Source organism: Bacillus cereus group sp. BcHK124, from assembly GCF_027712065.1.
Taxonomy (GTDB): Bacteria; Bacillota; Bacilli; order Bacillales; family Bacillaceae_G; genus Bacillus_A; species Bacillus_A pacificus.
Map to the genome: position 1 here is coordinate 16645 of NZ_JAQFPJ010000033.1, position 15186 is coordinate 31830.

Here is a 15186-nt window from a genome sequence, read left to right on the forward strand (position 1 = left end):
CGCAGAAAAGACCCCTTTCTAATGAGTTAGAAAGGGGTATGTATTTATTTACATACAATTATTTTTCGTTATGAGGTCATTCTCACTTTCTTTCCTGTTGTTGTCCACTTACCGCGGCAAGGGCTATACACGAGTTCATTAAACTGCAACACATTTAGATCACGTTGTATCGTTCGCGGTGTGATCCCGAACTCATCTACAAGGTCTTTCGTCGTTACCGTTCCGTTTTCATTGATGTACATATAAATTGATTTAATGCGTGTTAGCATACGAGTAGTTGTAGGTTTCAAGAGAAAACCACTCCTCTACTAGTTTTTTTGACCCCATTCAGGAAAGAAGGTCGTTACTACCATTGTACTCTACATGATAAAATTCATGCTTTAATCTACTTAAATTTTACAGAAATTTAACAAATATTCATATAGAAAAATATTGGTAGTTGACATTGTATATATGGTCAGTCAACTAACACATAAAATTCTACGTAAAACGCCAAATTCCTGCAATTTTTTTTAGAAAAATAAAAGAAAAACTAATAAGAAATATCTGAAATATTACAATTGTTCGGTATTTGGTTTTCGTATATGGCATAAGAGATTTCGGTTTGTTATGATGAAAGAAACAATATAGTGAAGGATGGATGCGTGATGTCAGCAATTAATTGGACAGAAGAAGTTGCAAAACGAAAAGATGATTTAATTCGTGATACGCAACAATTTTTACAAATTAAAAGTGTATGGGAAGAAGAATCGGCGAAAGAGGGCGCACCATTCGGTGAAGGTGTAGAAAAAGCTTTATCGTTCATGTTACATAAAGGAGAAACGGAAGGCTTTACTTCTAAAAATTTAGAAGGGTATGCAGGTCATCTTGAAATGGGACAAGGAGAAGAATTAGTAGGTATTCTTTGTCACGTTGACGTTGTACCAGAAGGCGATGGCTGGACGACTCCTGCATATAGTGCAGATATTCGTGATGGAAAGATTTTTGCACGTGGTGCAATTGACGATAAAGGCCCAACGATGGCAGCTTACTATGCGATGAAAATTGTGAAAGAATTAGGATTACCTCTTTCAAAACGCGTTCGTATGATTTTAGGAACAGATGAGGAAAGTAATTGGAAATGTGTAGATCACTACTTTAAAAACGAAGAAATGCCAACAATCGGTTTTGCGCCAGACGCGGACTTTCCAATTATTAATGCAGAAAAAGGAATTTCTGATATACAAGTTGTGCAAAATGGTAGTGAAGAGAAGAAAGGTACATATGAACTTGTTTCATTTGAGTCAGGTCGCCGTTTAAATATGGTTCCTGATTTTGCAGAAGCGGTTGTTACAGGAGGGGATGTAAGTGCACTTACAGTAGCATATGAAGAGTATTTACAAACTGCTAAAAAAATAGGTGAAGCAATTGTAGAAGGTAATACAGTAACGTTGCAAATTAAAGGGGTTTCAGCTCACGGATCTACTCCAGAGAAGGGCGAGAATGCAGGTTTATTACTGGCAAACTTCTTAACGAAAGTTGCTCTTGATGGAAAAGGGGCTTCGTTTGCAACATTTGTAGCAGAAACATTTATTGGTGATATTTATGGTGAAAAGGCTACTATCGCTTATAAAGATGAGGTTAGTGGTCCGTTAACAGTGAATGTTGGTCGCCTTTCTTATGCGAAAGAAAATGGTGGCAATTTAGGATTAAACGTACGTTACCCAGTTACGACTAACTTTGAAGAAACGATTGCAAAGTTAAAAGAATATGTAGGTACTCATGGATTTGAAGTGGCGGATTATTCGAACTCTCGCCCGCATCATGTTGATAAAGATCATGTATTAATTCGTACGTTGCAACGTGTATATGAAGAACAAACAGGTGAAAAAGCAGAGCTATTAGCAATTGGCGGCGGTACTTACGCTCGTTCGTTAAAAGCTGGTGTTGCATTTGGCCCATTGTTCCCTGGAAAAGAAGAACTTGCGCATCAAAAAGATGAGTATATTGAAATTGAAGACTTATTAAAGGCAACAGCAATTTACGCGCAAGCAATTTATGAATTAGCGAAGTAATGGATATATAAATAATAAAAGACCGTCCCGATACATACTTTGGGACGGTTTTCTATTACGTGCCGTTTGTTGGTAAGCAGATGCTCCTTGTCGAAATGTCGATATCATTTCATCTATCCCGCTTTAATGGGCAGTAAGACCCCCATCTCAAAATTCAGCGAAAGCAAAGAATTTAGGTGGGGGGATCAACTGCCCATAAAAGTCCGATTGGTGAGGGCTGATAATCAGTGGGGGATGGAGAAAACCCCCACTGATTAAAGTTTCACTTTATTAATACGACCTGAACTTGGTTAGACTTGTAGGGAAGTTAATGGAATGAGATAAGAAAGAAAAGCAACAATAGAAAGAAGGAGAAGATGTACATGGAACTGCATTATTTTGTCGCAATTACGTTACCAAATCATATAAAAGAAGTGCTGTCTAACTATAAAGAGGAAATGCAAGAGGAATTACCCTTTCGTTCATGGGTACATAAAGAAGACTATCATATTACCCTTTCGTTTTTAGGTAGTGCGACAGAGGAACAATTAGAAGGAATAAAGAATGGATTACAAACACTTATAGAAATGAAAGAACTATCGTTCACATTACAAGGGTTTTCAACGTTTGGTATGGAAGACAGGCCGCGTATTTTTTGGGCAAAGGTAAGCGAAAATCAAGATTTGTTTCAATTGCAAAAGCAAGTACACGTTATGTGTGAAGAGAATAGATTTTCTTTAGAAACGCGCCCATATCATCCGCATATTACTGTTGCACGTAAATGGGTAGGAGAAGAAAAGTTTGATTTAGAACATATAAAGGAAGTGCCTGAAATATCATTTCAAGCGGATACGATTACTTTATACGAATCTCACGTGAAGGAGACACCGAAATATAAAGCAATTGCTGAAATAAAATTACAAAAATAGAATGTATGAAAACGTTTTTTATACAGGTGAATATACTATAAAGAACAATGTGTTACTGTATAGGGCTTCGCTGATAAGAAAAGCCTTATCATTTGCAGCTCGTTTCATTTTAACTTTAAGAATGATGGTGATTTTTTTATGTTGAAAGTAAAACGTCCATTTGATGCCTATTTAGATGAAATGAATAAAATTACAATTTTGCTCCCACATGCGTATGGAACAAGTCGGACATTTCGTTTGCAAGAAGGAAGTAACGTGAAAGATTTACCGATTGCTCATACAATTGCGCTTCCTGATGCAACGAAGTATGAGTGCTTTATAGAAGAGCCGCTAGATGTGGGGAAGTATTATACAGTACGAGATGAACGGAATGAAGAAACAGATTTACAAATAGGTGCTGTCATAAGAACAGCGATTTTCGATGAGAAGTATTATTACGAAGGTACAGATTTAGGGGCAGTACACCAAAAGGAAGCAACTACATTTAAAGTATGGGCTCCAACTGCGAGGCTTGCGAAAGTAAGAATTTATAAAAGTGATAAAGAATATACAGATTACGAAATGTACAGAGAAGAAAATGGAGTTTGGGCTCATACATTGCAAGGCGATTTAGCCGGGGAAAAGTATACATTTCTTGTTTGTATTAATTTAATATGGAACGAAGCTGTGGATCCTTATGCAAAATCAGTGACTGTAAATGGGAAGTACGGCGTTGTTATTGATTTGGAAAAGACGAATGTAACGAAGCGAGGGCAATTACCACCATTACAAGCAATGACAGATGCCATATTGTATGAACTGCATATTCGTGATGCTACTATTCATCCGGGCAGTGGAGTGAGTAAAAAAGGAACATATAAGGGACTAATGGAAGAAGGAACGACAGGGCGAAATGGGACGTTAACAGGTTTGTCTCATATAAAAGATTTAGGTGTTACACATGTTGAACTATTACCTTTATACTGTTTCGGTGGTGTAGATGAGGCAAACCCTTCTTCTGCCTATAATTGGGGTTACAATCCATTATATTACAATGCGCCAACAGGATATTATGCTACAAATCCCTCTGACCCGTATAACAGGATCGTAGAGTGTAAACAGTTAATTGAAACATTTCATGAGCACGGTATTAGAGTGATTATAGATGTTGTCTATAATCATGTGTATGAAAGAGAGCTCTCATCATTTGAAAAGCTTGTCCCAGGATATTATTTTCGTCATGGTGAAAATGGTATGCCTTCTAATGGGACGGGAGTCGGAAATGACATAGCATCTGAACGGAAAATGATGAGGAAATTCATTGTAGAGTCTATTTTATATTGGCTTACAGAGTACAATGTTGATGGATTCCGGTTCGACTTAATGGGAATTTTAGATGTTGATACAATAAATATAATAGAAAAAGAAGTGCGAAAAATAAAGCGAGATGCACTGCTATTAGGAGAAGGATGGGATCTACAAACACCACTTCCTCCAGAGGAAAAGGCAACGTTAAATAATGCAAAGAAAATGCCGCATATTGCGCAATTTAATGATCAATTTCGTGATGGGATAAAAGGGAGTACCTTTCATATAAATAAACGTGGTTTTGCATTTGGTGGGTATGTAGACTGTAATCATTTGCAGTATATTGCATCAGGAAGCCTTTTGAGTATGAAAGAAACAGGTTTGTTTCTAGAGCCTGTGCAAAGCATTAACTATGTAGAATGTCATGACAATATGACGATGTGGGATAAACTAATGCGCAGTAATGAAGAGTCGGAAGAGATTTTGAAAAAACGTCATCTGCTAGCAACTGCAATGGTGATTCTGTCGCAAGGCATCCCTTTCTTACATGCTGGGCAAGAGTTTTATCGTACGAAGCAAGGAAATGAAAATAGTTATAATGCAAATGATGAAATTAATCAATTAGATTGGGATCGAAAAGAGAAAGAGATAGAGACCGTTAACTATATAAAAGGTTTAATTGCGATTCGTAAAGAGCACGGAGCATTCCGGTTACAAAATGCAGACCTTATAAAAAAGCACATGACTTTTTTGCAAACATCTCCAGAAGTACTTGCATATCATTTAGAGCATGTAGAGTCGTTTGGACCGTGGAAAGAAATTGTCGTTTTATTTAATAGCAGTTTAGAAGCGAAAACGGTGCAACTTCCGAAAGAAGAAACGTGGCATGTGTTAGTAAACGAAAAGCAAGCTAAAATAGAGCCAATTTCTTCATTTAGAGGAAAGGAACTTAGGCTCGCTCCGATTAGCACGTATATATTGACGATAATGTGACAAATCGCTACTTGACGATGAGAATGTAATAAATGTAGAATTGACAAAGGTGACGATTTTGATAAGTTGTCATTCTATGGCTGGTTTTGTAAAATAAAATAGAGAGTTTTTGGCTTATGCCAAGTTTTCTTTTCATTTACAGTAAAATATATATGAATCCACAACATGTGTAGAAATGTTGCGGTTTTTCTTTTCATAACTATAAAAGATAAGGATTTGTTAACGGGTAATGAATATGGAATGGTTGGAACAATTATTAGGAAAAGAGTGGAGTCTTGTACCGGCTGGTGGAGTAACGGGCGATGCATATATTGCGCACAACGGACAACAGAAGTTATTTTTAAAGCGGAATACATCGCCCTTTTTAGCGGTATTGTCAGCAGAAGGAATTGTTCCAAAATTACTTTGGACAAGAAGGGTAACGAACGGTGATGTAATTTCTGCTCAAAAATGGCTTCCGGGACAGAAGCTAGAGCCAGAGGATATGAAACTAGAACGTGTTGCGAAACTTTTGAAAAAAATACACTCCTCTAAAGCACTCGTGCAGATGATTCAAAGACTTGGGAAGCAGCCGCTTCACGCACAAGAGTTATTACAACAGCTGCAACTCGTTTTAAGAGGAGATATAAGGGATGAGGAAACAATTCAGCAAGGTCTTCAATATTTAATGGATTCATTAAAGGATATTGAATACAATGAATTCGTTGTATGCCATTGTGATGTAAACCATAACAATTGGCTATTGTCGGATGAAGATGAGTTGTTTTTAATTGATTGGGATGGAGCTGTAATTGCTGACCCAGCTCTAGACCTCGGTATGTTATTATATTGGTACATTCCGCGCCAAGAATGGAGTGAGTGGCTCGGTTACTATGATATTGAAATGGATGAATCGCTGCTTAAACGTATGAGATGGTATGTGATAACACAAACGATTTTGTCTATTCAATGGCATACAACAAAAAAGCAGCAAGCAGAAGCTGAATATTGGCATCAATATTTACAGCAACTACTTGCTTCAGAGTAATACTTAAGAAAAATTGTCCATTCCAGCAATCCACTGAGTAAGTTGTTCTTGATTATTGGAAATGTGGTTGTCCAAATTAGAGGAAGATTTACCCGATTGACTATAAGAATATACATCGTTTAGCATTGCTTTAGCGTCACTACTTATATTATCGTTTGCGAGTAACGATTGAATGAGACGCTCTAATTGCTCGCATTCAGAAACTGTCCCGCAACAATCACTTTGGTGATTGACTAAAATATCTTTCAGCACTTCTAATTGATGTTGTTGATTAATTGGCATGAACGGATCATCCTTTCGATTGTTTTTCTCTTCTTAGAAAAGTAAGAGAAAAAGCTGTTTCGTCATGGAATGTTTAATGCTGTATGTAGTTTTTATCAAAATGGTACATCTTATACTTGAAAGAAACGGACCGAGTGCTCGTACGTACTTGGTTTTTTGTTTGGTAGATTGATTAAAAACAGAAAGAAGGAATTATTCCTTTAAAATAGCTATGTAAAGAGAGGGAAACATCTATGCGTTTAAGACATAAACCATATGCAATGGATCGAATTAATGAGTATTCACATATCGTAATCGGAAATCCAGAGGAGCGCGCTGGTAACTGGAAAGAAGTATTTGGAAATGAGCAACCCATTCACATCGAAGTAGGTACAGGTCGTGGCCGCTTTATGTATGATATGGCAAAAGCGAATCCCCATATTAATTATATTGGAATTGAAAAATTCACAAGTGTTGTTGTAGATGCACTTGATAAATTAATTGAAGAAGAATTACCGAACTTGAAATTAATTAATAAAGATGCTGAAGATTTAACAGTTTTCTTTGCAAAAGGTGAGATTGATCGCGTTTATTTAAACTTCTCAGATCCATGGCCAAAGAAACGTCATACGAAGCGTCGTTTAACGTATAAAACGTTTTTACGCAATTATGAAGAAGTGCTAGTAGAAGGCGGAGAAATTCATTTCAAAACAGATAACCAAGGTTTATTTGAATATTCTCTTATGAGTATGGCGGAGTATGGTATGTTACTAACTTACTTAAGCTTAGATCTTCATAACAGTGACTTTGAAGGTAACATTATGACTGAGTACGAAGAGAAATTCTCTAGTAAAGGTCATCGCATTTACCGAGTAGAAGCAAAATATCGTACAGAGCCTATGCAGTAATGCATAGGTTTTTTGTATCTAAAATAATCAGAATTTTATGTTAGTATTAAAAGAAAAGGGGGATGAAAAATGGAACAGTTACAAGTTGGAGATATAAAAGTGACTTGGCTAAAAGGTGGGAACACACATTTAGACGGAGGAGCAATGTTTGGCGTTGTGCCGAAAGTACTTTGGTCACGTAAATATAAACATAATGATACAAATCATATTTATTTACGAACAGATCCGTTACTTTTACAAACGAAAGATGGCAACATGCTCATTGATTCCGGAATAGGAAACGGTAAATTGAGTGAGAAAATGAAGCGAAACCAAGGTGTAACAGAAGAATCATCGGTTTATGAGTCATTAGAAAAATTAGGATTAAAGCCTGAGGATATCCACTGCGTTTTAATGACGCATCTTCATTTTGATCATGCATCCGGCTTAACAAAATGGGAAGGGGATCACCTTGTGCCAGCTTTTCCGAATGCGAAAGTTTACGTAAGCGAAACAGAGTGGAATGAAATGAGGAACCCAAATATTAGATCCCGTAATACATATTGGAAGGAAAATTGGGAGCCGATTGTAGACCAAGTTATTACGTTTCAGCAAGAAATAGAAATTACAGATGAAATAAAAATGGCACATACAGGCGGTCATAGTGATGGACATGCAGTTATCGCTTTAGAAAGCAAAGGAGAAACAATGCTGCATTTAGCAGACTTATTGCCGACGCACGCCCATCAAAATGTATTATGGGTAATGGCTTATGATGATTATCCGATGACATCCATTGAAAATAAGCAAAAGTGGATGAAGTATGGCGCTGAAAACGATGCTTGGTTCACTTTTTATCATGACGCGTATTATCGCGCAGTAAAGTGGAATGAGGAAGGTCATATCGTAGAAAAAATAGAACGGAAAACGGGTATAGAAGCATAAAAATGGGAGGGTGTTCCAGCAGTCTGTTGGAGCAGTCTCCTTTTTGTTGTCGTTTTTTTGTTGGTAAGTCGATATATTTGAAAAATCGCTGATATAATTTGAGTTACGGTCGATATATTTGAAAAATCGCTGATATATTTGGAGTTGCAGTCGATATATTCGAAAAATCGCCGATATAATTTCAATTACTATCCACGATTAAAAAATAAGAGGTTCACCTAATGGGAACCCTCCTGTTTATGCTGCTATAACCTCTAAAACAGTACCTGTTTTAGCATCAACTAAAAATTCAAATCGTTCTTGTATATCATTTAACATCGTTGTAAGACCGCCGCGATACACTTCATACGCGACATCATATTTTTCAAATGTCTCTGGAACCATATGTACCCAAGAGCCAGTAATTTCACCTTTATGACTTAATGCTTGTTTTACCATTTTCAATGCTTTTTCTGAAGAAATATGGGATTGTTCTTGTACTTTGTTTGCAACAAGATAACCAGCTGCGAAACCAACGCCAAGACCTGCTACTAAACCTTTCCAGCTCATATATTCACCTCAATTCTATAAAATAAAAATAGTGTACCGATAATAATTATAAAGCAAATACAGCTAAAAAAGAAGAAACTAGAAACATTTCGAAAATTTCGTTACAATAAAAGAGGTATTCTACTAAGGTTTGAAAGAAGGGGACTTCGTGAATAAAGAGACATTACAATTATTTCGTACGTTAACAGAATTACAAGGTGCATCAGGTTTCGAACATGATGTACGCCGTTTTATGAAGCAAGAATTAAGCAAATATGCAGATGAAATTGTACAAGACGGTTTAGGTAGCGTATTTGGTCTGAAAAAAGGGGATGAAACTGGCCCGCGTGTTCTTGTAGCAGGTCATATGGATGAAGTAGGTTTCATGGTTACGCAAATTACGAAAAACGGAATGCTTCGTTTTCAACCTTTAGGCGGCTGGTGGAGCCAAGTACTATTAGCTCAGCGCGTTCAAGTTATGACGAAGAATGGCCCTGTTATTGGGGTTGTTGGTTCTATTCCTCCTCATTTATTAAGTGACGCGCAACGTGCAAAACCGATGGATATAAAAAATATGTTAATTGATATAGGCGCAGATAGCTATGAAGATGCGATTGAGATTGGTGTAAAACCAGGACAACAAATCGTGCCAATCTGCCCGTTTACGCCGATGGCAAACGAAAAGAAAATTATGGCGAAAGCTTGGGACAACCGTTACGGATGTGGCCTTGCAATCGAATTATTAAAAGAATTAAAAGACGAAACATTACCAAACACATTATACTCTGGTGCGACTGTACAAGAAGAAGTTGGTCTTCGCGGTGCACAAACTGCTGCAAATATGATTCAACCAGACATTTTCTATGCGCTTGATGCAAGCCCAGCTAACGATGCATCTGGTGATAAAACACAGTTCGGTCAATTAGGAAAAGGTGCTCTTCTTCGTATCTATGACCGTACGATGGTAACGCATAGAGGAATGCGCGAATTCATTTTAGATACAGCAGAAACACATAACATTCCGTACCAATACTTTATTTCGCAAGGTGGTACAGATGCGGGCCGTGTACATACAAGTAACTCAGGTATCCCATCAGCAGTAATTGGTGTTTGCGCACGTTACATTCATACACATGCTTCTATTTTACATGTGGATGATTATGCGGCAGCAAAAGAGCTAATTACGAAGCTTGTAAGAGCAACGGATAAAACGACGTTAGAGACAATTAAGAATAACGCGTAGAGAAGAAGGGCGAAAAACCCTTCTTTTTTTAGGTTGAATAGATGCTTGAGCGATGTATGGTAGCGGTTAGTGCTTAATTGATTCTTGCACGGGGGATTAAAACCTCGGGTAGGAAGTGAGAGTAAGGTTGCTTTTTGGTTCGAGGTCCGCAATGTTGTGAGAAAAACTCTTCTTTTTTAGAGTGAAGAGACAAACAAGCGATGTGTGGTGGCCGTGCATCCGTGTATAAAGAACAATTTGATTAAGGGAAAATGATAAATTTTTATAGAGGTGAATGAAATGAAAGTAGTAGTTGGATCTAAGAATAAAACGAAGGTTGGAGCTGTGGAGAAGGTTTGGAAAGATGCTACAATTACATCTCTTTCTGTTCCTTCAGGGGTAGCAAACCAGCCATTTTCAGATGAAGAGACGATGCAAGGAGCGATCAATAGAGCGAAGCGAGCACTAGAGGAAGGGGAAGCTCAAATTGGCATTGGACTAGAAGGCGGCGTAATGAAAACAGAGCACGGTTTATTTATGTGTAATTGGGGTGCGCTAGCAACAAGTGATGGTAAAACATTCGTTGCCGGCGGGGCACGTATTACGTTACCAGATGATTTTTTAGCACCTCTTGAAGGTGGTAAGGAGTTAAGTGAAGTGATGGAAGAGTTTGTACAGAGAAAAGATATTCGTAGTCATGAAGGGGCTATCGGTATTTTTACGGATGATTATGTGGACCGTACGGAATTATTTGTACACGTTGTTAAGTTACTTGTTGGGCAATATAAGTATGATGAAAAGCAAGCATAAACCTTGCACCGTGCGCGATGTATGGTAGTATAAAAGAAAGATTATAACATGAAAAAATGCACTCGTTAGAGGAGGAAATATAGATGAAATCATTAGAAAGCATGGAGCAATTCCAAGAGTTAAAAAATGAAGAGAATGTAATCTTTATGTTCTCAGCAGAATGGTGTCCAGACTGCCGCTTCGTAGATCCATTTATGCCAGAAGTAGAAGAGAAATATAGTGATTTCTCATTTTACTATGTAGATCGTGATGAGTTTATTGATCTATGCGTAAAATTAGACGTATTTGGCATTCCGAGCTTTGTAGCGTACAATAAAGGTGAAGAAACAGGTCGCTATGTAAACAAAGATCGTAAAACACAAGAACAAATCGAAGAGTTCATTGAAGGTTTAAAATAAGGCAATTTGCCAATTGAATTGTAAAACAACCTCTACCTTCGCGGGGGAGGTTATTTTTTTGGAAGGGAGGAAAAAGAGATGAAGATGACAAGTAAAAAGATGAAAGACGAGTTAATGAAGAGATTATCTCGTCCGGAATGGGACTTTCAGTATGATAGTGAGAAAGAAGTTCTACGTATAGAACAGAAAGACTCAAAAAAAGGTATTAACGTATCGCTTCCAGGAGTTGTAGCAAAATGGGAAGTGAATAAAGAAAAGGCGATTGAAGAGGTTGCCTATTACGTACAAGAAGCGTTAATTGCGATGCATAAGGAAGAAAATAGCGCGGCGAAAATTTTACCTGTTATTCGCTCTACTTCTTTCCCGAAACAAGCAGAAGAAGGAAATCCGTTCATTATGACGGATCATACGGCGGAAACACGTATTTACTATGCGCTAGATTCGAATAAAACATATCGTCTCATTGACGAGCGTTTATTACAAAAATTAGGGCTTACAGAGCAACAAGTACGTGAAATGGCATTATTCAACGCTCGCTCATTAGGTTATGAATTTAAACAAGACACAGTAGCAGGTAATACATTCTACTTTTTAAACACAAATGATGGGTATGATGCGACTCGTATTTTAAACGAATCGTTACTACAATCGATGCGCGAAAAGATTTCTGGCGACATGGTTGTTGCTGTTCCTCACCAAGATGTATTAATTATTGCTGATATCGTCAACGAAATCGGTTATGATATTATTGCACAAATGACAATGAAATTTTTTGCCGAAGGGCATGTTCCGATTACATCACTTTCATTCGTATATGAAGATGGGGACTTTGAACCAATCTTTATTTTAGCGAAGAATCGGAAGAAGACAGATGGAAAAGAGAAAGGATGAACGAAGTGAACGTTTTTTACAACCTTGAAGGAATTGGTGACACTCTAATTGTTGCCTTACAAGATATTACTTTAGAGAACCGTACTTTTGATCGCAAAGGAGATGTTGCACGCGTATATGACCGTGAAAGCAACGAAACAGCAGGATTCAACATCTTTCATGCATCTTCTTACTTAGAAGTAAAAGAAACAGGTAACCTTACATTAACGAAAGAGCTTGTAGAAAAAATCAACGAAATTTTAGCGAAGAACGGCTTTGAAGAAACAGTAGAAGCAGATCTTTCTCCAAAATTTGTTGTAGGCTATGTAGCTGAAAAAGAAAAGCATCCAAATGCTGATAAGTTAAACATCTGTAAAGTAGAAATCGGTACAGAAACATTACAAATCGTATGTGGTGCACCAAACGTTGATGCAGGACAAAAAGTTGTCGTTGCAAAAATCGGCGCTGTAATGCCAAGCGGTATGTTAATCAAGCCAGCTGAGCTTCGCGGAGTTCCTTCTGCTGGAATGATTTGTTCAGCACGTGAATTAGAGCTTCCAGATGCTCCACAAGAAAAAGGTATTCTTGTATTAGAAGATAGCTTTGAAGTTGGACAAGAGTTTAAATTTTAATTGGTATAAGAAAAGAGAGGTTGTCCTTTTGGGCAGCCTCTCTTTTCTATTGAATCTTTGATATATTGTGAGTTGTGATAGATTTATGTAGAAAATCGTTCATATTCATAAGGATGTCACCTTTTTTCTTAAAATCTATATTGTGTTTTATAAACAAAATAGTTAAAATTTAGAAAAATAGAAGGGGATAGACGCATGAAACAACAACCAAAAATCGCAGAACTTCTGAAACGAATTGAAACTTCAAAACAGCAAGATATCGAGTTAGGTACTTATGAAATCTATTTGTTTAGTGAAAATGAATTAGAAAAAGGACAAATCGGTTATCGATATGATAAACATAAAAATTCATTAATTAGTGAAGAAAACGGAAAGTGGCAAGAAGGATGGATTACAATTGGATATGAAACGGATATGGGCGATCCAGTTTTCGTAAATATAGATGATGACGCTTATCCAGTTTATACTGCAGAACGTGGTACAGAAAAATGGCAGCCAGTTTATATTGGAAATATGGATGAGATTATAAAACAATTATAAAAAACTTTGAGACCGGTGCAAAGTGTAACGGATAGTGTAGATGAATATCGGAAGAGTAAAGCTTAAACGCATTCTTACATGTAAGAATGCGTTTTTCTATATGAAAACACTCGTAAATTAGAATATTATGGATAAATATGACATGCTTAATTTTACCTGCACTTTTTGCCGAATGCTGATACAATAAAGGATGTTACTATTTAGTAGAAAGAGTGGTAAGCATGTTAGATTGGATGAAAAAGCTGTTTAACAAAGAGGAAGAACAAACAGCGATGAATAAAGAAGTACAAAAGCAAGTTGAAAGTCAGCCGAAAATTCCTCGTGTAAACCACTACACCGAAGCAAGAGAAGCACAAATGGCAAGTAGGAATGCAGGTAAATGCCGTTTTCCATTAGTACCGGATAATGGGTTCGATGAAGAGGATGTTATAGAAACAGGGCGTTTTGAAGAACAACCTGTTCAAGCTGTAACGTATGAAAATCAGCCTATTCAAAGAGGAATCAAAGTGGAAAGAAGCAGACGACAGCATGTGGAGAAGGTAGTTTCTACATATGAAGAGCCGGAAATGCAATATGAACCGGAGCGAGAGCCTGTCGTAAAGAAAGCATCTACACCAGCGCAAGAAAGTAACCGTAGACCATTTCGTCCAACAGAAATGATTTCGCCAATTTACGGATATAATCGTCCTTCAGTAGAGAAAAAGGAAGAAAAGCAGGAGGAAGTAAAGGAAAGAGAAGACCTTGAAATATCTGTAGAGGGCAAATCAGTCGTTGATGCATGGCTAGAGAAAAAAGGATATACATTATCTGATTTCTCAGAAGGGCAAATACCGACTTCTTCCAGTCATGAAAGAGTTGATGAGCAAGATCAACAGAGTAAAAAGGAAGAAAAGTCAGTTGTTGATCAATGGCTAGAGAAAAACGGTTATGAAATCGAACGCCAAGAGCCTATAGTAGAAGAAAAAGAAGTGGCTCAAGAAATGAGTGCACCGCAGGAAGTTCCAGCGGCTGAATTACTTCATGAAACAATTGCTGAGCGTATGGAAGATGCGAAGCAAGAAAAAGATGTAGTGGTAGAAAATGTTCTACAAACAGAATCATTAGCTTCTAAAGTAGAGCACGAGGATACAATATTATCAGAAGAAATGAAACGTAATACAGAAATAGAACAACCTACTATTGAAGTAGAAAAGCAAGCTCCAGAAGAATCAGTGATTGTCAAAGCAGAAGAAAAGCTTGAAGAAACAATCATTGTGGAGATACCAGAAGAATTTGAAGAGGTAGACGTAATTACAGAAACAGAAGAATCAGAAGAAGTGGAAGTAATTGCGGAAGCAGAAGAATCAGAAGAAATGGAAGTAATTGCAGAAACAGAAGAGTCAGAAGAAGTGGAAGTAATTGCAGAAACAGAAGAGTCAGAAGAAGTGGAAGTAATTGCGGAAGCGGAAGAGTCAGAAGAAGTGGAAGTAATTGCGGAAGCAGAAGAGTCAGAAGAAGTGGAAGTAATTGCGGAAACAAAAGCACCAGAAGAAGCCGAACCTGTAGTACTTGAGGAAACGCAGCAAGAAATGGTGTTAAATGAAGCAATTGAACAAAAGAATGAATTCATACATGTTGCTGAAGCTGATGAACAAACGAAAAAAGATGTTCAAAGCTTTGCGGACGTTTTAATTGCAGAAGAAGCAACGATTGAAGAAGAACAATCAGTTGTAGAAGAAGCAGCGATTGAAGAAGAACAATCAGTTGTAGAAGAAGCAACGATTGAAGAAGAACAATCAGTTGTAGAAGAAGCAGCGATTGAAGAAGAACAATCAGTTGTAGAAG

General features: G+C 37.4%; 15 protein-coding genes and 1 pseudogene. 13 read left to right on the plus strand and 3 right to left on the minus strand.

Features of this window, described 5'->3' with window-relative positions; translation table 11 throughout:
• Positions 1-68: 68 nt before the first annotated feature.
• Positions 69-290: a DeoR family transcriptional regulator gene (locus PDK19_RS25785; protein ID WP_000805512.1), complete on the minus strand. Its 222-nt coding sequence runs from the start codon at positions 288-290 to the stop codon at positions 69-71.
• Between the two features lie 357 nt (positions 291-647).
• On the opposite strand from PDK19_RS25785, the gene pepV reads away from it, so the two are divergent.
• From pepV to PDK19_RS25805, 4 genes are all read left to right on the plus strand, one after another.
• Complete coding sequence (gene pepV / locus PDK19_RS25790; protein ID WP_270708178.1) at positions 648-2054, plus strand: dipeptidase PepV; 1407 nt, start codon at positions 648-650, stop codon at positions 2052-2054.
• Positions 2055-2416: 362 nt separating this feature from the next.
• Positions 2417-2962: an RNA 2',3'-cyclic phosphodiesterase gene (gene thpR / locus PDK19_RS25795; RefSeq protein WP_270708179.1), complete on the plus strand. Its 546-nt coding sequence runs from the start codon at positions 2417-2419 to the stop codon at positions 2960-2962.
• Between the two features lie 138 nt (positions 2963-3100).
• A complete protein-coding gene (gene pulA, locus PDK19_RS25800; protein WP_270708180.1) occupies positions 3101-5242 on the plus strand; it encodes a type I pullulanase in 2142 nt (713 codons plus the stop codon).
• A 229-nt stretch (positions 5243-5471) separates the two neighbouring features.
• Positions 5472-6269: a phosphotransferase family protein gene (locus PDK19_RS25805; protein ID WP_270708182.1), complete on the plus strand. Its 798-nt coding sequence runs from the start codon at positions 5472-5474 to the stop codon at positions 6267-6269.
• Positions 6270-6272: 3 nt separating this feature from the next.
• On the opposite strand, the gene PDK19_RS25810 is transcribed toward PDK19_RS25805, so the two are convergent.
• Positions 6273-6551, minus strand: a complete 279-nt coding sequence (locus PDK19_RS25810) for a YtzH-like family protein (protein WP_001122234.1) — start codon at positions 6549-6551, stop codon at positions 6273-6275.
• A 233-nt stretch (positions 6552-6784) separates the two neighbouring features.
• Here PDK19_RS25810 and trmB point away from each other — a divergent pair, with 233 nt between their 5' ends.
• Positions 6785-7438 carry a tRNA (guanosine(46)-N7)-methyltransferase TrmB gene (gene trmB / locus PDK19_RS25815; protein ID WP_001239380.1) on the plus strand — a complete coding sequence of 218 codons (654 nt, stop codon included), beginning with the start codon at positions 6785-6787 and terminating at the stop codon, positions 7436-7438.
• 69 nt (positions 7439-7507) lie between these two features.
• Positions 7508-8362, plus strand: coding sequence for a YtnP family quorum-quenching lactonase (locus tag PDK19_RS25820; protein WP_000436883.1), 855 nt, complete (start codon positions 7508-7510; stop codon positions 8360-8362).
• Positions 8363-8599: 237 nt separating this feature from the next.
• Here PDK19_RS25820 and PDK19_RS25825 read toward each other — a convergent pair whose 3' ends face one another.
• On the minus strand, positions 8600-8911 hold the full coding sequence (locus PDK19_RS25825; RefSeq protein ID WP_000118543.1) for a PepSY domain-containing protein: 312 nt from the start codon (positions 8909-8911) through the stop codon (positions 8600-8602).
• 148 nt (positions 8912-9059) lie between these two features.
• Here PDK19_RS25825 and PDK19_RS25830 point away from each other — a divergent pair, with 148 nt between their 5' ends.
• The 7 genes and pseudogenes from PDK19_RS25830 to PDK19_RS25860 form a co-directional block, all read left to right on the plus strand.
• The gene (locus PDK19_RS25830) at positions 9060-10133 is read left to right on the plus strand and encodes a M42 family metallopeptidase (RefSeq protein ID WP_001031510.1); all 1074 of its coding nucleotides are present in this window, start codon (positions 9060-9062) and stop codon (positions 10131-10133) included.
• Positions 10134-10412: 279 nt separating this feature from the next.
• The gene (locus PDK19_RS25835; protein WP_000869955.1) at positions 10413-10922 is read left to right on the plus strand and encodes a DUF84 family protein; all 510 of its coding nucleotides are present in this window, start codon (positions 10413-10415) and stop codon (positions 10920-10922) included.
• Between the two features lie 83 nt (positions 10923-11005).
• Positions 11006-11320, plus strand: a complete 315-nt coding sequence (locus PDK19_RS25840) for a thioredoxin family protein (RefSeq protein WP_000838188.1) — start codon at positions 11006-11008, stop codon at positions 11318-11320.
• A gap of 78 nt (positions 11321-11398) precedes the next feature.
• A complete protein-coding gene (locus PDK19_RS25845) occupies positions 11399-12211 on the plus strand; it encodes a DUF1444 domain-containing protein (RefSeq protein WP_000784613.1) in 813 nt (270 codons plus the stop codon).
• Entirely contained in the window at positions 12208-12822 is a 615-nt protein-coding gene (ytpR, locus tag PDK19_RS25850) for a YtpR family tRNA-binding protein (protein WP_001006757.1), read from the plus strand. The genes PDK19_RS25845 and ytpR overlap by 4 nt, the downstream gene beginning before the upstream one ends.
• Positions 12823-13017: 195 nt before the next feature.
• A complete protein-coding gene (locus PDK19_RS25855; protein ID WP_000813334.1) occupies positions 13018-13362 on the plus strand; it encodes a hypothetical protein in 345 nt (114 codons plus the stop codon).
• 221 nt (positions 13363-13583) lie between these two features.
• Positions 13584-15186, plus strand: a pseudogene (locus tag PDK19_RS25860) (DNA translocase FtsK); the annotation flags it as partial.